Below are 21,089 nucleotides of genomic sequence, written 5' to 3'. Positions count from 1 at the left end.
CAAACCTCAAGCGGCTTTCAGCGACAGGAAATGGGTGATGCGGGCCAGGTAGTCCGACCAGTCGCGGACCTTCTCGATCCCGCCCAGGTATTCGGCCTGGCGGAAGAACAGAAGACCGGGCGTCTTCAGCGCGCGGTAGGTTTCGCGCAAGTCGGCCTCGATGGAGTCGTCGATCACGGCGCAGTCGAAAGCGCCCTGGAAGGCCTGGCGCAGTTCCGGCAGGATCACCGCCGCATCGGCGGTCTCCAGGTTGCGGCGCGCGTCGCCGGGGATGAACAGGCAATGCACGCCGGGGCGGGACAGGAACGCGGCCACCTCGGCGTCGCTATCCAGGCGCGGATAGCCGAACTCGGTCTCCAGCCTTGCGATCAGGGGGTGGAGGTCGGTGGCAGGCGGCAGGTCGTAAGGGGCGTGGTCGTGCATGGGTCACCCTGTGGCTTGGCCCGCGTCCAGCGCGGCTTGCAGATGGGGGGGGAGGCGGGGCGTGCGGGCGTCAAGGTCGGCGAAGGCATCGCCCGCGTCGCCCCCCGCCATTATGGCCGACAGACCGGCCAGCGCCTTGCGGATCAGCAGCGCCTCGGCTTCCGGCAGGATCTCCCGGGCGGTGCCAAGGAAGCCCAGCACCCAGTCGCCAACCCGGGCGTCGGGGAGGAGCGACAGGTCGAGAAGGGTAGGGCGCCCGTCCTCCAGCGCCTGGCCGACGATCCCGTCGATGGAGATGAGCTGCAGGGGAATGCCGACGCACATCACGCGGCTCCGGGAAAGAAACGGTCATCGCCGGTGCGGCAGGCCTCGGCCTCGGACGGGCGCCCCGCCTCATAGGCGTCACGGCGGATCGACGGGTCGGCCAAAAGCGGGCTGTCGGTGCGGCCCTCGGCCACCGGCACGCCCCAGTCGGCAAGGATGCCCCGCGCGATGGCCAGCGCCTCGGGGATGCGGGCCGCGACCGCCGGGCGCAGGCCGCCACCGTAATCCTCCAGCTCCACGGGCTGGCAGCCGATCAGCACCATCCGCTCGGGGCAATAGCCCATTAACTGCGCTGTGGCGATGACGTCCTGAAAGCCGGTCTGGTGCAGGCTCATCTTCTTCGCCCCCATGAAGGAGGGCACCTCGCCATCGCGGACCACCTTCATCGTGCCGGGGGGCAGGCCGTAGTCGATGGCGTCAAAGACGATCAGCGCCTCGGCCTCTTCCAGGAAGGGCAGAAGGTACAGCCCCTGCGTCCCGCCATCCAGAAGACGCACCGTATCGGGCAGGGCGTGGGTCTCGGCCATCGCCTCGACGCAGCGGACGCCAAAGCCCTCATCCGCCCAAAGGACATTGCCGATGCCCAGAATCAGAACCCTCACCGCCCGTCCCCCCGGTTTCGTCTGGTCGAAACCCTTTCAGTTTCGCCTTGAAGTGAGAGTATGGTTTTCAGCGTCTCAGGACAGCAAAAAGCCCTTTGCCCAAGGAAAAGTCCAAGAAACTGAATTTGCAGGCGAATTCTGGATGGCACGCGGGTCGCTTGGCATCAAACTGCAAACTATCCTTCCACTCTGCGCCGCCGATGCAAGCCTTTCTGCCAGCCACCTTCCCGCCCCCACGCCCCGACGATTTTTCTGTTCCCGCACCCGGCTCGCTTCTATGATTCCGCCATGGCACCCCTGCACGGCCTTCTCGATCCCGACCGCCCGGCGCATTTCTCGGATGACGCCTGGGTCGAGGTGCTGTCGGCGATGGACCGCACCTATGCTGACCTCGTGGGCTACCAGGAACAGCTCGAACGCCAGAACGCCGAGCTGCAGGAGATGCGCACTTTCCTGACGGCGATCCTGTCCTCGGTCTCCGACGTCCTGATCGTCGTTGACCGCAACCGCCGCATCGCGCGCACCAGCCAGTCCTTCGTCCAGCTTGCCGGGCCGGGGCGCACCGTGCTGCACGAACCCCTCGCCCAAATGTTCGTCGAGGCCGACCGCCCCCTGGTCCTCGCCATGCTGCAGACCGTCCAGGACCAGCGCCGCACCGCCAGCTTCGAGGCCAACCTGCAGACGGAAGCCGGCCTTGAGCCCCTCGACATCTCCATCGCCCCCCGCCTCGACGACCGTGGCCGGGTCGACGGCTTCGTCCTGACCGGCCGCCCCCTTGGTGCCCTCCGCACCGCCTATGCCGACCTCAGCCAAAGCCACGAGGCCTTGAAGACCGCCCAGGCCCAGCTTGTCCGCAACGAAAAGCTGGCCTCCCTCGGCCGCCTCCTCGCCGGGGTCGCGCACGAACTGAACAACCCGATCAGCTTCGTCTACGCCAACACCCATGCGCTGGAACGTTATGCCGGCAAGTTCGAGACCTACTTCGCCCGCGTCCAGGACGGCGCCAGCCGGGATGAGCTGATCCAGCTTCGCGCCGACCTGCGCCTGGATCGTGAGGTGGCGAACCTCCGCGATGCGATCAACGGCGCGCGTGACGGGGCGGAGCGGGTGCGCGACATTGTCGAGGACCTGCGCCGCCTGTCCTCGGACGGCTCGGGCCAGATGGCGGTGTTCGACCTGGCCGAAACCGTGCGCGTCGCCGCCAGCTGGGTGGCGCGCGGGATGAAGCAGCCGGTGACGCTCCAGATGGATCCGATGGAACCCGTCCAGGTCCTTGGCCGCGCCGGGCATATCCAGCAGGTGGTGATGAACCTCGTCCAGAACTCGGTCGACGCGCTCGAGGGTCAGGCCGACGCCACGATCCGGCTGTCAGTCGAACGCCAGGGTGACCGCGCCGTGCTGACCGTTGCCGACAACGGCCCGGGCATCCCCGCCGAGCTACGGACTGCGATCTTCGACCCGTTCTTCACCACCAAACCCGTCGGGCGCGGCACCGGCCTTGGCCTGTCGATCAGCCACAAGATCACCGAGGAACACGGCGGTTCGCTCACCCTGTGTGACGTGCTCCAGGGCGCCTCTTTCCGCCTGTCCCTGCCGGTAGGGGACGCAGCATGACCACGCTCCTCTGGCTCCAGGCCTCGGGCTGCGGCGGCTGCACCATGTCGCTCCTTTGCGCCGAAAGCCCCGGCGTGATCGAGACGCTGGAAGACGCCGGCATCCGCCTTCTCTGGCACCCCGCCCTGTCGCTGGAAACCGGGGCCGAAGCGCGGGCGATCCTCGACGATGTGGCCGAGGGGCGCATCACGCTCGACATCCTCTGCGTCGAAGGCGCGATCGCGCGGGGGCCAGCGGGCACGGGGCGCTTCCAGATGCTGTCGGGCACCGGTGTCAGCCTGATGCACTGGGTGGAACGCATCGCCCCACGCGCCCGGCATGTGATCGCCGTAGGCTCTTGCGCGGCCTTCGGCGGGGTCACCGCGGCGGGCGGCAACCCGACCGATGCGGTCGGCCTGCAATATGACGGCGCGCATGCCGGGGGCCTCTTCCCGCCCGCCTGGCGCAGCGGCTCCGGCGCCGCCGTCATCAACGTCGCAGGCTGCCCGACGCACCCAGGCTGGGTGACTGAGACGCTGATGATGCTGGCAGCGGGCGAGACCATCGCGGTCGACGGCTACGCCCGCCCCCGCTTTTTCGCCGATCACCTTGTCCATCACGGCTGCCCGAAGAACGAGTTCTACGAATACAAGGCCAGCGCCCGCGACCTGTCGGAACAGGGCTGCATGATGGAAAACCTCGGCTGCATCGGCACGCAGGCGGTCGGCGATTGCAACATCCGGCCCTGGAACGGCGAAGGCTCCTGCACGCGCGGCGGTTACCCCTGCATCAACTGCACCGCACCGCAGTTCGAGGACCCGGCCCACGCCTTCGTGGAAACGCCCAAGATCGCGGGCATCCCGGTGGGCCTGCCGACCGACATGCCCAAGGCCTGGTTCATGGCGCTGGCCTCGCTGTCGAAGGCCGCAACCCCTGACCGCATCGGTGCCAATGCCCGGGCCGACCGGGTGGTGGTCCCGCCCACTCTGCGCAAGCCGCGATGACCGAGGCTCGGCTGGTGGTCGGCCCGTTCAACCGGGTCGAGGGCGATCTTGAGGTGACGCTGGACCTGGCCGATGGCCTGGTGGCGCGCGCGCAGGTAAATGCCCCCCTTTATCGCGGGTTCGAACGGATGCTGGAAGGCCGCGACCCGCGTGACGCGCTGGTCATCACGCCGCGCATCTGCGGCATCTGCTCGATCAGCCAGTCCTCTGCCGCGGCCCATGCCCTGGCCGCTGCGATGGGGCTGACCCCCACACCGCAGGGCGCACTGGCGGCGGCGCTGATCCATGCGGCGGAAAACGTGGCCGACCACCTGACGCATTTCCACCTGTTCTTCATGCCCGACTTCGCGCGGCCCGATTATGCCGGGCGGCCCTGGCATGGCCGGGCGGTGGAGCGCTTCACCGCGCTCGAAGGCGGGGCGCAGCGCAGTGCCGTGGCCGCGCGGGCCGAGCTTCTGCACGTCATGGGCCTGATGGCGGGCAAGTGGCCGCATACGCTGGCTGTCCAGCCGGGCGGCGTCACCCGCGCACCGGGTCCGCGCGAAAAGGCGCGGCTTGCCGCAACGCTCCGCGCCTTCCGTCGCTATCTGGAAACCGTGCTCTTCGGCGGGCGGCTGGAGGATTTCTGTGCTTTGCCCGATGTTCCTGCGCTCATGCGCTGGCCGGGCGGCGATGTGGCCCTGTTCCTTGAGATCGCCGCTGACCTGGGCCTTGCGACCCTAGGTCGCGGGGCAGGGCGCTATCTGTCCTATGGGGCCTATCCCCTTGCCGATGGCCGCGCCTTCGCCGCCGGGACGCTGGTCGGGGCGCAGCCCGGCCCGGTGCAGCCCGAAGGCATCGTCGAAGACCTGAGCCACGCCTGGATGAAGGGTCGGGCCGCGCATCCCTTCGACGGCATGACCACCCCGGACGAGGCGATGGCCGACCCCGCCTATACCTGGTGCAAGGCCCCGCGTCTGGGCGGCTTGCCGATGGAGGTCGGCGCGCTCGCCCGGCAGGCAGTGGATGGCCATCCGCTCGCCCTGGCGATGGCTGCCGAGGGCGGTGTCCTGGCGCGGGTCGGCGGGCGGCTTCTGGAACTGGCGCGGACCCAGCTGATGATGGAGAAGTGGGTGGCCGACCTCGTCCCCGGCGAAAGCTTCATGGCGCGGGGCCAAATGCCACGCCACGGGACTGGCGCCGGGCTGGTCGAGGCCGCACGTGGGGCGCTGGGCCACTGGCTGCGGATCGAGAACGGGCGGATCGCCAGTTACCAGATCATCGCGCCGACGACCTGGAACTTCAGCCCCCGGGACGGGCAGGGCGTTCCGGGCCCGCTGGAGGCCGCGCTGGAAGGCACCCCGATCGAAGGCCCGGTGCCGCTGGCCGTCCAGCACATCGTCCGCAGCTTCGATCCCTGCATGGTCTGCACGGTGCACTGATGTCGCCCCGCCCACAATTCTTCTGCGAAGAATTGCCCCCCGATCCAGCGGCGCTAAGGCCCGTGGGCAATTATGAAGATTTCCCTAACAGAAATTTTCAACCCATTGATTTCATTTGGATTGCGCGTTTTGTCCACCGTGGACACTTTTTCCATGCCCGCCCCTTCTGACCCCCGGCCCGCCCATCTGATCCGGGTCCGCGGCCAGGTCCAGGGGGTCGGCTTCCGCCCCTTCGTCTGGCAGCTCGCCCAGGAGATGGGCCTGCGGGGCCGGGTCTGGAACGATGCCGAGGGCGTCGGGATCGAAGCCGCCGGCGACCGGATCGACGCCTTCGCCGAAGCCCTCTCCTCCCGGGCCCCGGCCCTCGCCCGGGTCGACGCGGTCGAGGTCTCGCCCATCCTGGCCGACCTTCCCGATGGCTTCCAAATCGCCCCCAGCCGCGGCAGGGGTGCCGAGACCCGGGTCACCCCCGACGCCGCGACCTGCCCCGCCTGCGCCGCCGAAATCCGCGCCCCCGGCCGCCGCCAGGGCTACCCCTTCACCAACTGCACCCATTGCGGCCCCCGCTTCACGATCCTGCAGGGCTTGCCCTACGACCGGTCGCAGACCACAATGGCCGCCTTCCCGATGTGCCCCGCCTGCCGCGCAGAGTACGAGAACCCCGCCGACCGCCGCTTCCACGCCCAGCCCGTAGCTTGTCCCGCCTGCGGCCCCCGCCTCTGGTACGAGGTGGCGGGGCAGGAGGTCTCGGGCGACCCTTTGGCGCAGGCGGTGGCCTGCCTCCGAAGCGGAAGGATCGTCGCGATCAAGGGCCTCGGCGGGTTCCACCTCGCCTGCGACGCGGCGAACCCCGACGCGGTGGCGCTCCTCCGCGTGCGGAAGCGGCGGCCGTCGAAGCCCCTCGCCCTGATGGGGCACGAACCCGCGTTGGACCGGATCGCCCACCTGTCCGTGGCCGATCGTACCCTTCTCCACGACCCCGCCGCTCCGATCGTTCTGGTCCCCTCGCGCGGGCGGCTGCCGGAAGGCGTGGCGCCCGGCATGACCTCGCTCGGGGTGATGCTCCCCTACACGCCGCTCCACCACCTCTTGCTGGACGCATTCGGCGGGGTGCTGGTGATGACCTCCGGCAACCTCTCGGGCGAACCGCAGGTGGTGGGCAACGACGAGGCGCGGGAGAAGCTCGCGGCCTTCGCCGACGGTTTCCTGATTCACGACCGCGACATCGCCCGGCGGCTGGACGACAGCGTCGAGCGTGCCGATCCTCCGATGATCCTGCGCCGCGCGCGGGGGCGGGTGCCGGGGACCTTGCCGCTGCCCAAGGGGTTCGAAGGCGCGCCGCAGGTGCTGGCTTTGGGCGGGCAGATGAAGGGGGCAATCTGCCTGCTGAAGAACGGGCAGGCCCTTCTGGGGCACCATCTCGGCGACCTGGACGACGCCCTGTGCGCCGAGGAGTTTGGCAAGGCTGTCGCCGACTACTCCGCTCTCTTCGACCACCGGCCCGAGGTGGTGGCGGTGGATGCCCACCCCGGCTACCGCGCGACGCAGGCGGGTCTGGCGATGGGCCTGCCGTTGGCGGAGGTCTTCCACCACCACGCCCATCTGGCGTCCTGCCTGGCCGAGAACGGCTGGCCGTTGGGCGGGGGCAAGGTGGCCGGGATCGTGCTGGACGGTACGGGTCTGGGGCCGGATGGCACGATCTGGGGCGGGGAGCTTCTGATCGGGGATTACCTGGGGTTCGAGCGGCGGGCCTGGCTGAAACCGGCACCCCTGACGGGCGGCGACCGGGCGGCGCGGGAACCCTGGCGGAACGCGCTGGTGAGGCTGGATCAGGCGGGGCTGTCGGACTGGGCGGATGAGCTGTTCCCCGGTCACCCTCGTGAGGTGCTGCGGCAGGCTGTGGCCAAGGGGATCAACGCGCCGATGTCCTCCAGCGCCGGGCGGCTGTTCGATGCCTTTGCGGCGGTGCTGGGGATCTGCCCCGGCGGCATCAGCTATGAAGGCGAGGCGGCGATGCGGCTGGAGGCAATGGCGGAAGATAAGGGGCCGACCCTGACCTTTGCCCTGCAGGACGGCCGGATCGACCCCGCGCCGATCTGGGCCGAGACGCGCGCAGCGCTGGCCGCAGGTGTTTCGAAACCGCGCTTGGCCCGGGCCTTCCATGAGGGTCTTGCGACCGCCTTTGCCGGGGCTGCGAGGGAATTGGTAAAGCGGGGCGAGGCATTCGCCGTGGCCCTGTCCGGCGGCTGCTTCCAGAACATGCTCCTGCGCGACCTGACCCTGCGCGCGCTGGGCGACGTGCCTGTCCTGACCCATCGTGTGACGCCAGCGAATGACGGGGGACTCGCGCTGGGGCAGGCGGTGATCGCAGCAGCGCGGGCGCTGCGGGGTGCAAAGGTCGTAACCAGCGAGATGGAAAGCCGGTAAGCGCGCATCCGGTAACCCCGATCGTCCCTCCAGACATCGCATTGATAACAAGAGAGAATAAGGGCGGCTAAAGCGCAGGCATTTTTCTTTGTATGCCACGGCACACGCTGCTTCCCTAAGACCGGAGAGGTGCGAATGCGCCTTTGGGGACAAGAGGGAGGGCCAGCGTTGAGCCAGATCGAAACCTTCTACGAGGTCATGCGCCGTCAGGGGATCACCCGGCGAAGTTTCATGAAGTACTGCTCGCTGACGGCAAGCGCGCTGGGCCTTGGACCGGCCTTCGTGCCGCAGATCGCGCATGCAATGGAGACAAAGCCCAGGACCCCGGTGATCTGGGTCAATGGCCTTGAATGCACCTGCTGTTCGGAAAGCTTCATCCGCGGCGCGCATCCGTTGGCCAAGGATGTGGTGCTGTCGATGATCAGCCTCGACTACTCCCACGTCCTGATGGCCGCCGCCGGTCACGCAGCCGAGGCGGCGCTGGCCGAGGCGATGGAGACCCACAAGGGCAACTACATCCTGGCTGTCGAAGGCAACCCGCCGCTGAACGAGGACGGGATGTTCTGCATCGTCGGCGGGCGGCCCTTCGTCGAGAAGCTGAAAGAGGCGGCCGCAGGGGCCAAGGCGGTGATCGCCTGGGGCGCCTGTGCCTCCTACGGCTGCGTCCAGGCGGCCAAGCCGAACCCGACGCAAGCCACGCCAATCCACAAGGTCATCACCGACAAGCCGATCATCAAGATCCCGGGCTGCCCGCCCATCGCCGAGGTCATGACCGGTGTCATCACCTACATGCTGACCTTCGACCGTATGCCGGAGCTTGACCGCCAGGGTCGTCCGGCGATGTTCTACGGCCAGCGCATTCACGACAAATGCTATCGCCGCCCGCATTTCGACGCCGGGCAGTTCGTCGAGGCCTGGGACGACGACAACGCGCGCAAGGGCTATTGCCTGTACAAGATGGGCTGCAAGGGGCCGACCACCTACAACGCCTGTTCGACCGTGGGTTGGAACGAGGGCGTCAGCTTCCCGATCCAGTCCGGTCACGGCTGCATCGGCTGTTCCGAGGACGGCTTCTGGGATCAGGGGTCGTTCTACAACCGGCTGACCAACATCAAGCAGTTCGGCGTGGAACAGAACGCCGACCAGGTGGGCATGGCCGCTGCTGGCGTCGTCGGCGGGGCCGTCGCGGTCCATGCGGCGATCAGCGCGCTGAAGCGGGCACAGAAGAAGACGCAGGACAAGGTGGAGGGCTAAGCCATGACGATCGAAACCCCGAATGGCTTCACTCTGGACACCACCGGCACCCGCGTCGTGGTAGACCCGGTCACCCGGATCGAAGGCCACATGCGCTGCGAGGTGAACGTCAACGCCGAGAATGTCATCACCAACGCGGTCAGCACTGGCACGATGTGGCGCGGGCTGGAGGTGATCCTGAAGGGCCGCGACCCGCGGGACGCCTGGGCCTTCACCGAACGCATCTGCGGCGTCTGCACCGGAACCCATGCGCTGACATCCGTGCGCGCGGTCGAGGATGCGCTGGGGATCACCATCCCGGACAACGCGAACTCGATCCGCAACATCATGCAGCTGAACCTGGAGATCCACGACCACGTCGTGCATTTCTACCACCTCCACGCGCTGGACTGGGTCAATCCGGTCAACGCGCTGAAGGCGGACCCGAAGGCGACCTCCGAGCTGCAGCAGATGGTCTCGCCCAGCCATCCGCTGTCGTCGCCCGGCTATTTCCGGGACGTGCAAAACCGGCTGAAGGCTTTCGTGGAGTCGGGCCAGCTTGGCATCTTCAAGAACGGCTACTGGGACAACCCGGCCTACCTGCTGCCGCCCGAAGCCGACCTGATGGCGACGACGCACTACCTGGAAGCGCTGGACCTGCAGAAGGAGATCGTGAAGATCCACACGATCTTCGGCGGCAAGAACCCGCATCCGAACTGGCTGGTGGGCGGCGTGCCCTGCCCGATCAACGTCCATTCGACGGGGGCCGTGGGCGCGATCAACATGGAGCGGCTGAACCACGTCTCCTCGATCATCGACAAGTGCATCGAGTTCAACACCAACGTCTACATCCCCGATGTCATCGCCATCGGCGGGTTCTACAAGAACTGGCTCTACGGCGGTGGGCTTTCCGGCAAGTCAGTACTCGCCTATGGCGACATCCCGGAAAACGCCAATGATTTCAGCGCCGGGAACCTGCACCTGCCGCGCGGCGCGATCATCAATGGCAACCTGAACGAGGTGCTGGACGTCGATGTCCGCGACCCCGAGCAGATCCAGGAATTCGTCGACCACTCCTGGTATGAATACGCCGGTGCCGAAGCGGGCAAGGGCCTGCACCCCTGGGATGGCGAGACCGCGCCGAAATACGAACTCGGTCCGAACGCCAAGGGCACCCGCACCAACATCGAACAGCTGGACGAGGCGGCGAAGTACAGCTGGATCAAGGCCCCGCGCTGGAAGGGCAACGCGATGGAGGTGGGCCCGCTGGCCCGCTATGTCGTGGGCTATGCCAAGGGCCACGAGGACATCAGGAACCAGGTCGACGGGCTTCTCCGCACCATGAACCTGCCGGTCTCGGCGCTGTTCTCGACCTTGGGCCGCACGGCGGCGCGGGCGCTGGAAAGCGAATACTGCGGGCGTCTGCAGAAGCACTTCTTCGACAAGCTGGTCGCCAACATCAAGAACGGCGACGAGTCGACCGCGAATGTCGCGAAATGGGACCCCTCGACCTGGCCGAAAGAGGCAAAGGGCGTTGGCATGACGGAAGCCCCGCGTGGGGCACTTGGGCATTGGGTCAAGATCAAGGATGGCCGGATCGAGAACTACCAGTGCGTGGTGCCGACCACCTGGAACGGCAGCCCGCGCGACACGGCCGGAAACATCGGGGCTTTCGAGGCGGCGCTGATGAACACCAAGGTCGAACGCCCCGAGGAGCCGGTCGAAATCCTGCGCACGCTGCACAGCTTTGACCCCTGCCTTGCCTGTTCGACGCATGTGATGAGCCCCGACGGCCAGGAACTGGCCAAGGTCAAGGTCCGCTGAGGGAGGAACCAGACATGAAGAAACTTGCACTTGCCGCCACGCTGGCCCTGATCGCCGGTCCGGCCCTCGCCCATACCGGCCATGGCGACGCGAACGGCTTTGTCCATGGACTTGCGCACCCGATTTTCGGACCCGACCACCTGCTCGCCATGCTGGCGGTGGGGCTCTGGTCCGGCTTTGTCCTGCCCAGCCGCTTTTGGGCCGGGGCTGCGGCCTTCATTGGCGCGATGGCCTTCGGGGCGGGCCTGTCCTGGGCAGGCGTCGGCTATCCGATGGTCGAGACGGTGATCGTCGCCTCGGTCGTGGCCTTCGGCCTGCTGACGCTGGTCTCGCGCCGGGGTCAGGCGGCAGCGCTGACCGGCGCATCGCTTGCAGCCATCGCGCTTTTCGCCTCGGCCCACGGACACGCCCATGCGACCGACGCTGCAGGCAATGCGTTTGCCTATCTCGCTGGCTTCCTGATCTCGACCGCCGCGCTGCACCTGGCCGGGATCGGCATCGCCCGGGCCGTGGCGACCCGGCCCCTGGTCCAGCAGGCATTGGGCGCGGGCATTGCGGCCTCGGGCCTTCTGATGATGGCGGGCTGAGCCATGGCCAGCCCGTCCACCAATGTTCCGGCGCATGACGTGGCACCGGAAGACCTGGCCAGCGTCAGCCGCCAGACCAGCGTCTATGTCTACGAGGCCCCGGTCCGCATCTGGCACTGGATCAATGCGGCGGCGATCCTGGTGCTGATCGTCACCGGTTACTTCATCGGCTCGCCCCCACCGACGATGATCATCGGCGAGGCCGCAGAGCAGTTCGTCTTCGGCTACATCCGCTTTGCCCATTTCGCGGCGGGCTGGGTCTTGGCTATCGGCTTTCTGGGCCGGATCTACTGGGCCTTCTTCGGCAACCACCATTCGCGCCAGCTGTTCTATGTGCCGTTCTGGTCCGGCACCTTCTGGCGCGAGGTCTGGTTCGAGATCCGCTGGTACCTGTTCCTGGCGAAGGAGCCGAAGAAGTACGTGGGCCACAACCCGCTGGCACAGCTGGCCATGTTCTTCTTCATCACGCTGGGCGTCAGCTTCATGATCGTGACCGGCATTGCGCTTTATGCCGAGGGCGCGCAGGAGGGGTCGCTGGCCCATGACCTGTTCGGCTGGGTCCACTCCCTGACCTGGAACAGCCAGCGGCTGCACACGCTGCACCATCTGGGCATGTGGTGGATCGTGATCTTCATGATCGTGCACATCTATGTGGCGATCCGCGAGGACATCATGAGCCGGCAGTCCATCGTGTCGACGATGATCTCGGGCACCCGCACCTTCAAGGACGACCGGGAGGACTGAGAGGCGGCGGGTCGGGTGTTCCCGGCCCGCTTGTCTCTCGCCGTGCCTGGGCCAGTGACGGATCAGCCGATCTGACCGTGTGGCCCATAGTCGATGGTGCGCGGTGGGATGAGTTCCGGGGCGACCTCGTGCACCACCGGCTCCATTTGCCCGGCGTCGATGAGTTCGTAGGCCTGTTCGATCAGCCGGTGGCCGTCCTGCCGCACCATGTGCACCGGGAATTGCAGGTAGGCGGCGAAGGGATCGTAGTCGTAACAGCCGATCACCGTGCCCTCCAGCGCCTCGGCGGGCAGCCCCACAAGATAGCCCAGCACCCCTTCGAAGGCGGTGAGCGAGTTCACGAACAAGGCGGCGGGGAGACCGCCAAGCCGGTCGTAGAGCGCGGAAATTTCCTGCATCGCCAGGCGCGGCGCATAGCCGGTGGCCAGGATCTGGTCAGGCTCGGCGGGATGGCCCGCCGCTGCCAGCACATCGCGAAAGCCCTCGATCCGGCGCGAGGTTGCGTAGTCACTGTCGATGCCGCCGAGGAAGTGGATGCGCCCCCGGGCAGAGCCGTCGCCGCGCATGTCATCCAGCAGCTGCCGCGTCAGCCGTGCCGCGCCCAGGTGGTTGTCCGAAATCACCGAGGGCGCGCCCGGTCCGGGCAGGTCAACAAAGACATGGCGCAGGCCTGCCGCCTGGCAGAGCGCGGTGATCGCGGCAGGGTCGGTCGCTCCGGCGATGAACAGGTAGTCGACCGCGTAGGAGATCAGCGTGCGGACAATGCGGCGTTCCTCGGCCGGGTCACGCATGGAGCTGGCGATCACCGGGACCAGGCCGCGGTCGCGCGCGAAGCCTTCAAAGCTTTGCGACATCGAGCTGAAGAAGCGGTTGTCGTGCACGGGGATGATCATCCCCACCAGGCCCGAGCGCGCCTGCCTTAGCCCGCGCGCCTGCATGTTGATCGAATAGCCCTGCTCGGCCGCGATGCGGCGGATCTCCTCTACCCGCGCTTCCGAGATGCGGCGGGACTTCCAGTTGTCGGACAACGCCGCCGACACGGTGGACGGCGAGGCCCCGGACAGGCGGGCGATGTCGTGGATCGTGGCCTTGCGCGTCGAGGGTTCCATGGCCAGTCCGTCTGCCCGAAAGATTCCGCTTGACGATTCTAGGCGGAGTGAGGCCTCATGTGCAATATCGTTTGTGCATGCCCTTGGCGCAGGGAGTGAGGCGCCGTCCAAGGCAATTCGGGAAGGGAAAGCCAGCAATGGCGCTGTTCTCGGATCAAGATGCACAATCGATTGCGCAATCACCGCCCTGGAAGGCGGATCATGGGAGGAAGACATGAAAAGACGGACGTTCGGCGCCCTGATGACGGGGGTCGCCCTTTCGGTGGGACTCATGGGCACGGCCATGGCGCAGGACGCGCCGACGATGGGGGTCGTGGTCAAGATCGGCGGCATCCCGTGGTTCAATGCCATGGAAGCCGGGATCAAGGAGCAGGGCGCTGCGCTGGGCATGGATGCCAGCATGATCGGCCCCACCTCGGCCGACCCGGCTCTGCAGGTCCGCGCGATCGAGGACCTGATCGCCAAGGGTGTCGACGTGATCGGCGTCGTGCCGAACGACGAGGCCGCGCTGGAGCCCGTGCTGGAAAAGGCCCGTGCCGCCGGCATCAAGGTGGTCAGCCATGAAGGCCCGGGCATCAACAACGTCGACTGGAACTTCGAGATGGCCTCGGCCACCGGTTTCGGCGAGACGCATGCCGAGCTTCTGGCGCAGAAGATGGGCGGCAAGGGGGAGTATGCCGTGTTCGTCGGCTCGCTGACCGTGCCGCTGCACAACGCCTGGGCCGATGCGGCCATCGCCTATCTGGCTGCGAAGTACCCCGAGATGAAGCTGGTCGGCGACCGCTATGGCGTGGCCGAAAACGTCGACGACAGCCGCAAGACTGCGCTGGACGTGATGTCGGCGAACCCGGGGCTGGGCGGCTTCCTGGCCTTCGGCTCACAAGGGCCGATCGGGGCGGGCCGCGCCATCGAGGAACAGCGCAAGATCGGTTCCGTCCATGTGATCGGACCGTTCTCGCCCGGACAGGGTCGCGACCTGATCAAGTCCGGCGCGATCTCGGGCGGGTTCATGTGGAACCCAATGGAGGCGGGCCGTGTCTTCGTGACGATGGGCAAGATGCTGGTCGACGGGACCGAGATCGCCGACGGCACCGACATCCCAGGCCTTGGCGTCGTCTCGCCGGATGTGGCTGGCAAGGACATCATCACCAACAACCTGATCCCGATCAACGTCGACACGGTCGACGGCCTGGCGGACATGGGTCTCTGAGCCCGTTGGCGTGATGCCTTTGTAAATTATTGCCGGGGCGGTTATTGCCGCCCCGGACCCTTCCCGATCATCCCGAAGCCTGCCAGACTGGCGCCATTGCCTGCGCCGGAGCGAGTGTCCGTGCCCACTACCGAACCAGATCCCGGCCCTACGCCACCCGCGCTGCGCCTTCGCCATGTGTCGAAGACGTTTGGTGGTGTCCGGGCGTTGCAGGACGTCTCGTTTGAGGTCGGTGCGAGTGAGGTGCATTGCCTGGCGGGGGAAAACGGCTGCGGCAAGTCCACGCTGATCAAGATCGTGACCGGGGTCTACACGCCGGAGCCCGGGGCCGAGATGCAGCTGTTCGGCGAGGTGGTGGACCGCATCACCCCGACCCTGGCGCGCAAGGCCGGGATCGCGGTCATCTGGCAGGACCTGGCCCTGTTCCCCGAGATGACGGTGGCGGAAAACATCGCCTTCGAGGCAGTCCTTGGTGGTCGCCCGCGCCTGGTTCGTCATGCCGCGCTGCGGGCAACGGCGCGGGCCGCGCTGGACCGGCTGGGGGTGCGGCTGGACCTGGACGCGCGGCTGGGCACGCTGCCCATCGCCGAACGCCAGATGGTCGCCATTGCTCGTGCCCTGGTGGCCGATGCGCGGCTGATCTTCATGGACGAGCCGACCGCCAGCCTGACCCAGTCGGAAACCGATGCGCTTCTGGCCGTGGTGCGCACCCTTTCGGCGCGCGGGGTCGCCATCGTCTTTGTCAGCCATCGCCTGGCCGAGGTGCTGGACATCTCGTCGCGCGTCACAGTGCTGCGCGATGGCCGCCTGGTTGGGGTCTTCCCGACGGCGGGCATGACCCAGGCCCGGCTGACCGAGCTGATGACGGGTCGCACGTTCGATACCGCCGTCGCCGCGCGCGACACGATGGCGGCCCCGCCGGTGCTGGAGGTCGAGGGCCTGGCGCGGCGGGGTGAGTTCCGCGATGTCAGCCTGATCCTGCGGCGGGGCGAGGTGCTGGGTCTGACCGGTCTGATCGGCGCCGGGCGGACAGAGCTGGCGCACACGCTGTTCGGCATGACCCGACCCGACGCGGGCCGCATCCGCCTGGAGGGGCGCGAGGTAAGTTTCCGGTCGAACCGCGATGCCGTGGCCGCGGGGATCGCCTATGTCTCGGAAGACCGGCTGGCGCTGGGGCTGATCCAGCCGCAGTCGATTTCGGACAATGCCGTCATCTCGGTGCTGAAGAGAATCACCGGGGCAGGGGGCCTGCTCTCTCGCAGCCGGCAAGAGACGCTGGTCGACCACTGGATCCGTGAACTCGCCGTCAAGGTCGGCGCGCCGGGCGATGCGGTGTCTACCCTTTCGGGTGGCAACCAGCAGCGCATTGTGCTGGCCAAGTGGCTTGCGACCGAGCCGCGCGTCCTGATCCTGGATTGCCCCACGGTGGGGGTCGACGTTGGTGCACGGGCGGGCATCTTCCGCATCGTGCGCGACCTGGCAGCGCAGGGGCTGGCGATCCTTCTGATCTCGGATGAGGTGACCGAGGTACACCAGAACGCCGACCGCATCCTGCACATGGCGGGCGGGCGGCTGGTCGGCGAACATGACCCGCGCGCAACCTCGATCGAGGCGCTGGAGGCCGCAGTCTATGCGTAACTTCCTGCGCGCCTATCCCGCCGAGGCCAAGCTGTTGGCCGTACTCCTTATCCTTTGTACCGGCCTGTCGCTGGCCGCGCCCGAATTCCTGACCCTGGTCAATTTGACAAGTTTGCTGAACAACAACGCCGTCAACGTGATCTGGGCGGTGGGCCTTCTGGTGGTGCTGATTGCCGGGGGGATCGACATTTCCTTCGCGGTGGCCGCCTCGGTCGTGCAGTACATCGCGGTGAGCCTGTTGATCGCGATGGGCGGGGGCGGCTGGCTGATCGGCATTCCCCTGGCAGCGGCGCTGGGGATCGGTCTGGGGCTGATCAACGCGGCGCTGATCCACCGGTTCCGCATCATCTCGATCGTGGTGACGATCAGCACGTTCAACGCCTTTTTCGGGCTTCTGATGTTCGTGACCTCGGGAAAGAGCATCTACAGCCTGCCCGATTGGCTGTCGCGGCCGGTCTATCTGTGGGAAAGGCAGACCGAGATGGGCTGGGCCGACATCCGGCTGCCGGTGCTGGCCATGGTGCTGTGCATGGCGGCGACCTGGGCCCTGATCCGCCACACCACCACGGGCCGCCAGTTGTACGCCTTTGGCGACAACCCCGAGGGCGCGCGGCGGGCCGGGATCAACATCTGGGCGATGCAGGCGATTGCCTTCGGCTGGTGCGGGATGATGGCGGGGATCGCGGGTCTGATGCAGGCCCATGTCACCAAGGAGGTCGTCCCGAACGCCCTCTTCGGGCGCGAGCTGGACGTGCTGGCCGCCGTCGTCCTTGGCGGAGCGCGGCTGGGCGGCGGGCGCGGGTCGGTGCTGGGCTGCGTGCTGGGCGTGGCCCTGGTGGCGGTGACGCAGAACGGGCTCGTCCTGCTGGGCATATCGTCCTACGCCTTCAAGATGGTGCTGGGCGCGATCATCCTGATTGCGATTTCCACCTCCAACCTCGACATCGCCCGTCTTCTGGCCCCGAAACGGGAGGGACGGGAATGACCGGCCTGTGGAACCGCCTGACCGCAACCCTTGGCCCCGAGGTGCCGGGCCTTGTCGTCTTCCTTGCGGTCGTCGTCCTGTTCTTCGGCACGCAAGCCGACAACTTCCTGACCGCCGCCAACTTCGGGTCCATTGCGTTCCAGCTGCCGGAACTGGGCCTGCTGACGCTTGCCATGCTGATCCCGATCATCTCGGGCGGGTTCAACCTGGCGATCATCGCCACGGCGAACATGGCCGGGCTGACCCTGGCCTGGGTGCTGAACCAGTACGGCGGGCCCGAGGCCGGGGTTGCGCCCTTCCTGATGGGCACCATGCTGGCGCTGGCGGTGGGGGCGGCCTCGGGCGCGGCGATGGGGGCGGTGATCGCCTATATCGGCGCGCATCCGATCCTGGTCAGCCTGGCGATGATGATCTTCCTGCGGGGTTTGGGAGAGTTCCTGACCCGTGGCGGCGACATCTCGGGCTTTCCGCCGTTTCTGGCGACGCTGGGGCATGGGACGGTCTTCGGCATTCCCGTGCCGCTGCTGCTGTTCCTGGGCTGTGCGGTGGTCTGGCACCTGCTCTTGACCCGCAGCCGCCACGGGTTTGCCGCGCGGATGATCGGGTCGAACCTGCGTGCGACCGAATATGCCGGCGTCAATGCCCGCCGAACGCTGGTGCTGATCTACACGCTGTCCGGCCTGATGTGCGCCATTGCCGGCATCCTGATGCTGTCGCGCTTCAACTCGGTCCGCGTCGGCCATGGCGAGGCACTGCTTCTGGTCACCGTGCTGGCCTGTTTCCTGGGCGGGGTGGACCCGTTCGGCGGCTTTGGCCGCGTGGCGCCGGTGGTGCTTGCCCTGGTCGTACTGCAGGTCCTTGCCTCGGGCCTGAACCTGATGGAGGCGAACCAGCACCTGGCCACGGCGGTCTGGGGCCTGTTCCTCTTGGCAGTGATGATCCTGCGCTGGGGCGCGGGGCAATGGAAAGACCGACGAAGATCAAAGGACTGAACGACCGGGAGGGACTGAACATGGAAGGCTTTGGCGTCCACACCAGCATGTGGACGATGAACTGGGACCGCGCGGGGGCGGAACGCACCATACCCGCCGCAGTGGACTACAAGATGGACTTCATCGAGATCGCGCTTTTGAACGCACCCGCGGTCGATGCGGCGCATACCAAATCGCTGTTGAAGAAGCACAACATGCGCGCCGTGGCCTCGCTTGGCCTGCCGCAAAAGAACTGGGCCAGCGTGAACCCCGAAGGTGCGACGGCCCACCTGGTACAGGCGATGGATGTGGCGGCGGCCATGGGCTGCGAGGCGCTGTCGGGCGTCACCTATGGCGGGATCGGCGAGCGGACCGGCGTGCCCCCGACCATGGCGGAATATGACAACATCGCCCGGGCGCTGGGAGCGGCGGCGAAACACGCCAAGAAGCTGGGGATCGCCTTCGGGATCGAGCCGGTGAACCGCTATGAGAACCACCTGATCAACACCGGCTGGCAGGCCAAATGGATGATCGAGAAGGTGGGCGCCGACAACATCTTCATCCACCTCGACACTTACCACATGAACATCGAGGAAAAGGGCGCCGCCAATGGCATCCTCGATGCGCGGGACCACCTGCGCTACATCCACCTGTCGGAATCCGACCGGGGCACCCCAGGTGAGGGCACCTGCGACTGGGACGAGGTCTATGCTGCGCTTGCCGCTATCGGGTTCAAGGGCGGGCTGGCGATGGAAAGTTTCATCAACATGCCTCCCGAAGTCGCCTACGGGCTTGCCGTCTGGCGCCCGGTGGCCGAAAGCTTTGAAGAAGTGATGGGCAAGGGCCTGCCGTTCCTGCGCAACAAGGCAAAACAGTACCGGCTGATCTAGGGGGCATTGGCGTGGACGGGGCGACCGTCGCGGTTCTGGATGTCGGCAAGTCGAACGTGAAGCTTTCGGCCTGCACGGCCGCAGGCCACGTCGTCGAGACGTTGTCGACGCCCAACCCCGTCCGCCCCGGCCCGCCCTGGGCGTACCACGACCTTGACGCCCTGAACCCCTGGGTGATGCAGGGTCTTGTCGCCCTGTGCCGCCGCCATCCGCTGACCGATGTCGTGGCCACCGGCCATGGCTCGGGCGGGATGCTGGTCGCCGATGATCCCGATGAAGGCGGTACCGGACTGGTGCTGCCGATGGTCGACTATGAACAGCCCCTGCCACCGGGTCTGGACGAGGCTTACGCCCCGTTGGCGGGCAGTTTCTTCGACCGGGGCAGCGCGGTGATGATGGCTGCAACCCACACCGCGCGGCAGATGTTCTGGGCCGAGACCGCTGATCCGGAGGGCTTCGCCCGGGTGCGGTGGTGCCTGGGCATTCCGCAGTATTGGGCCTGGCGGTTGTGCGGCGTAGCGGTGTCCGAGGCATCGATCCTGGGGGCGCAGTCCCATCTGTGGAACGTCCGCGACCGCTGCTGGTCGCCCATCGTTGCGGCGCGCGGCTGGGGTCGGCTGATGCCGCTCTTTGCCCGCGCCGCCGATGTGCTGGGCACGGTGCGCCCGGCGTTGCAGGCGCGCCATGGCCTGCCGGCCCTGCGGGTCCGGGCCGGGGGGCACGACAGTTCGGTCAGCTTTCACCGCTATCAGGCTGCTGGCCGCGAGGATGTCGTGGGCCTGTCGACCGGGACCTGGATCGTGGCAATGGCCACCGGCGTCGACCCCGCCCAGCTGGACGAGGCTCGTGGGATGACGCTGAACGCCGACATGGAGGGGCAACCGCTGTCGGGGGCGCTGACCATGGGCGGGCGCGAGTATTCCGCTGTTGCCGGGGACCAGCCGTCCGAGTTTGGCTCCGACCCGGCCTGCCTGGCGCGTCTGGTGGCCCAGGGCAGCATGGCGCTGCCGGCGTTTGGCACGAACGATGGCCAGTTTCCGGGCCGTGCGGGGCAGGGCCGTCTGGTCGGGCCCGCACCAATCGATGCTGGGGAGCGCCATGCGCTGGCTGTCCTTTACGCGGCACTTCTGGCCTGCGCCTGCGCCGAGACGCTGGCCCCCGACCGGCCCTGGGTCCTGTCGGGCAGCTTTCTGCGTGATCCGGCCTTTGCGGCGCTCGTCGCGGCGCTGCGTCCAGGGCGGGAAACGCTGACCGATCCCGAGCCTTACGGCATCGCCGCGGGGGCGGCCCTTCTATGCCGCGAGGACGAAGCCCCCGTGCCCCTTTCGCTGAACCCTGTCACGCCGCTGGCCCTGCCGGGGCTGGCCGCTTACGCCGCGCGCTGGAGCGCCCTTACCGGAGACATCGCATGACCGCCGACACCCCCGCCCTTCGCCAGGCCATAATCGACACCTGCCGCGCGATGGAGGCCAAGGGCCTGAACCAGGGCACGGCCGGCAACCTGTCGGTCCGGGTCGATGAGGGGTTTCTGGTCACCCCCTCGTCCTTGTCCTACGACGTGATGCAGCCCGCCGACATCGTTGCCATGGGCTGGGACGGGACCTACGTCGGTCGCCGCCCCAGCTCGGAATGGCGCTTTCACCGCGACATCCTGAAGGCGCGGGCGGATGTGAACGTGGTCCTGCACTGCCATTCGCTTTATGCAACTTCGGTCGCCTGCCACCACCGTACCATCCCGGCCTTCCACTACATGGTCGGCGTGATGGGCGGCACCACGTTGCGCTGCGCCCGCTATGCCACCTTCGGAACACAGGCGCTGTCCGATGCGGCGATCGAGGCGCTGGTGGACCGCAAGGCCTGTCTTCTGGGCCAGCATGGTCAGATCAGCCTGGGCAGCTCGCTGGAGGCCGCGCTGTGGATGGCAGTCGAGGTCGAAACCTTGGCCCGCATGTACATCCAGGCCTGCGCCCTTGGCGAGCCGCCGGTGCTGTCGGACGAGGAGATGGAGCGCGTGATCGCCCAGATGACGCGGATGTCCTATGGCCTTGGCCCCGAGGCCGAGGGGTCGAACGACGTGGCCCGCCCGCGGAGTGCGACCTGATGG

Annotated in this window: 19 protein-coding genes; 15 read left to right on the top strand and 4 right to left on the bottom strand. The window is 67.3% G+C overall.

Annotated elements, in window-relative coordinates:
* Positions 1 to 6: 6 nt before the first annotated feature.
* Genes AC2EAL_RS08855 through AC2EAL_RS08845 form a run of 3 tightly spaced genes read right to left on the bottom strand, consistent with a single transcriptional unit; the run spans position 7 to position 1,349 of the window.
* Positions 7 to 423 carry a thioredoxin domain-containing protein gene (locus AC2EAL_RS08855; protein ID WP_484723830.1) on the bottom strand — a complete coding sequence of 139 codons (417 nt, stop codon included), beginning with the start codon at positions 421 to 423 and terminating at the stop codon, positions 7 to 9.
* 3 nt (positions 424 to 426) lie between these two features.
* Complete coding sequence (locus tag AC2EAL_RS08850) at positions 427 to 747, bottom strand: HypC/HybG/HupF family hydrogenase formation chaperone (RefSeq protein ID WP_484723829.1); 321 nt, start codon at positions 745 to 747, stop codon at positions 427 to 429.
* The gene (locus AC2EAL_RS08845; protein WP_484723828.1) at positions 747 to 1,349 is read right to left on the bottom strand and encodes a HyaD/HybD family hydrogenase maturation endopeptidase; all 603 of its coding nucleotides are present in this window, start codon (positions 1,347 to 1,349) and stop codon (positions 747 to 749) included. The genes AC2EAL_RS08850 and AC2EAL_RS08845 overlap by 1 nt, the downstream gene beginning before the upstream one ends.
* Before the next feature lie 288 nt (positions 1,350 to 1,637).
* Between AC2EAL_RS08845 and AC2EAL_RS08840 the strand changes: the two genes are divergently transcribed.
* From AC2EAL_RS08840 to cybH, 8 genes are all read left to right on the top strand, one after another.
* Positions 1,638 to 2,963, top strand: coding sequence for a sensor histidine kinase (locus AC2EAL_RS08840; protein WP_484723827.1), 1,326 nt, complete (start codon positions 1,638 to 1,640; stop codon positions 2,961 to 2,963).
* Complete coding sequence (locus AC2EAL_RS08835) at positions 2,960 to 3,946, top strand: NADH-quinone oxidoreductase subunit B family protein (RefSeq protein ID WP_484723826.1); 987 nt, start codon at positions 2,960 to 2,962, stop codon at positions 3,944 to 3,946. The genes AC2EAL_RS08840 and AC2EAL_RS08835 overlap by 4 nt, the downstream gene beginning before the upstream one ends.
* Positions 3,943 to 5,367, top strand: a complete 1,425-nt coding sequence (locus AC2EAL_RS08830; RefSeq protein ID WP_484723825.1) for a nickel-dependent hydrogenase large subunit — start codon at positions 3,943 to 3,945, stop codon at positions 5,365 to 5,367. The genes AC2EAL_RS08835 and AC2EAL_RS08830 overlap by 4 nt, the downstream gene beginning before the upstream one ends.
* A 153-nt stretch (positions 5,368 to 5,520) precedes the next feature.
* A complete protein-coding gene (hypF, locus tag AC2EAL_RS08825; protein WP_484723824.1) occupies positions 5,521 to 7,794 on the top strand; it encodes a carbamoyltransferase HypF in 2,274 nt (757 codons plus the stop codon).
* Positions 7,795 to 7,962: 168 nt separating this feature from the next.
* Complete coding sequence (locus AC2EAL_RS08820; protein ID WP_484723823.1) at positions 7,963 to 9,048, top strand: hydrogenase small subunit; 1,086 nt, start codon at positions 7,963 to 7,965, stop codon at positions 9,046 to 9,048.
* A gap of 3 nt (positions 9,049 to 9,051) precedes the next feature.
* Positions 9,052 to 10,851, top strand: coding sequence for a nickel-dependent hydrogenase large subunit (locus AC2EAL_RS08815; protein WP_484723822.1), 1,800 nt, complete (start codon positions 9,052 to 9,054; stop codon positions 10,849 to 10,851).
* 14 nt (positions 10,852 to 10,865) lie between these two features.
* Positions 10,866 to 11,438: a HupE/UreJ family protein gene (locus tag AC2EAL_RS08810; RefSeq protein ID WP_484723821.1), complete on the top strand. Its 573-nt coding sequence runs from the start codon at positions 10,866 to 10,868 to the stop codon at positions 11,436 to 11,438.
* Positions 11,439 to 11,441: 3 nt separating this feature from the next.
* Positions 11,442 to 12,182 (top strand): Ni/Fe-hydrogenase, b-type cytochrome subunit, encoded by a 741-nt coding sequence (cybH, locus tag AC2EAL_RS08805; protein ID WP_484723820.1) that lies wholly within the window; start codon positions 11,442 to 11,444, stop codon positions 12,180 to 12,182.
* A gap of 62 nt (positions 12,183 to 12,244) precedes the next feature.
* Here cybH and AC2EAL_RS08800 read toward each other — a convergent pair whose 3' ends face one another.
* The gene (locus tag AC2EAL_RS08800; protein WP_484723819.1) at positions 12,245 to 13,291 is read right to left on the bottom strand and encodes a LacI family DNA-binding transcriptional regulator; all 1,047 of its coding nucleotides are present in this window, start codon (positions 13,289 to 13,291) and stop codon (positions 12,245 to 12,247) included.
* 214 nt (positions 13,292 to 13,505) lie between these two features.
* On the opposite strand from AC2EAL_RS08800, the gene AC2EAL_RS08795 reads away from it, so the two are divergent.
* The 7 genes from AC2EAL_RS08795 (at position 13,506) to AC2EAL_RS08765 (ending at position 21,086) form a co-directional block, all read left to right on the top strand.
* Entirely contained in the window at positions 13,506 to 14,501 is a 996-nt protein-coding gene (locus AC2EAL_RS08795) for a substrate-binding domain-containing protein (RefSeq protein WP_484723818.1), read from the top strand.
* A gap of 114 nt (positions 14,502 to 14,615) precedes the next feature.
* Positions 14,616 to 16,139, top strand: coding sequence for a sugar ABC transporter ATP-binding protein (locus tag AC2EAL_RS08790; RefSeq protein WP_484723817.1), 1,524 nt, complete (start codon positions 14,616 to 14,618; stop codon positions 16,137 to 16,139).
* Positions 16,132 to 17,124, top strand: a complete 993-nt coding sequence (locus tag AC2EAL_RS08785) for an ABC transporter permease (RefSeq protein WP_484723816.1) — start codon at positions 16,132 to 16,134, stop codon at positions 17,122 to 17,124. Before AC2EAL_RS08790 ends, AC2EAL_RS08785 begins: the two co-directional genes overlap by 8 nt.
* The gene (locus AC2EAL_RS08780; RefSeq protein WP_484723815.1) at positions 17,121 to 18,116 is read left to right on the top strand and encodes an ABC transporter permease; all 996 of its coding nucleotides are present in this window, start codon (positions 17,121 to 17,123) and stop codon (positions 18,114 to 18,116) included. The genes AC2EAL_RS08785 and AC2EAL_RS08780 overlap by 4 nt, the downstream gene beginning before the upstream one ends.
* Positions 18,086 to 18,985 (top strand): sugar phosphate isomerase/epimerase family protein, encoded by a 900-nt coding sequence (locus AC2EAL_RS08775; protein WP_484723814.1) that lies wholly within the window; start codon positions 18,086 to 18,088, stop codon positions 18,983 to 18,985. Before AC2EAL_RS08780 ends, AC2EAL_RS08775 begins: the two co-directional genes overlap by 31 nt.
* Positions 18,986 to 18,996: 11 nt before the next feature.
* Positions 18,997 to 20,397 carry an FGGY family carbohydrate kinase gene (locus tag AC2EAL_RS08770; RefSeq protein ID WP_484723813.1) on the top strand — a complete coding sequence of 467 codons (1,401 nt, stop codon included), beginning with the start codon at positions 18,997 to 18,999 and terminating at the stop codon, positions 20,395 to 20,397.
* Positions 20,394 to 21,086 carry a class II aldolase/adducin family protein gene (locus tag AC2EAL_RS08765; protein WP_484723812.1) on the top strand — a complete coding sequence of 231 codons (693 nt, stop codon included), beginning with the start codon at positions 20,394 to 20,396 and terminating at the stop codon, positions 21,084 to 21,086. The genes AC2EAL_RS08770 and AC2EAL_RS08765 overlap by 4 nt, the downstream gene beginning before the upstream one ends.
* Positions 21,087 to 21,089 lie beyond the last annotated feature (3 nt).

This window comes from Tabrizicola sp. T74, assembly GCF_057219935.1.
Note: the sequence above shows the minus strand (reverse complement) of the source record. Positions and strands in the feature narration are given on the sequence as shown.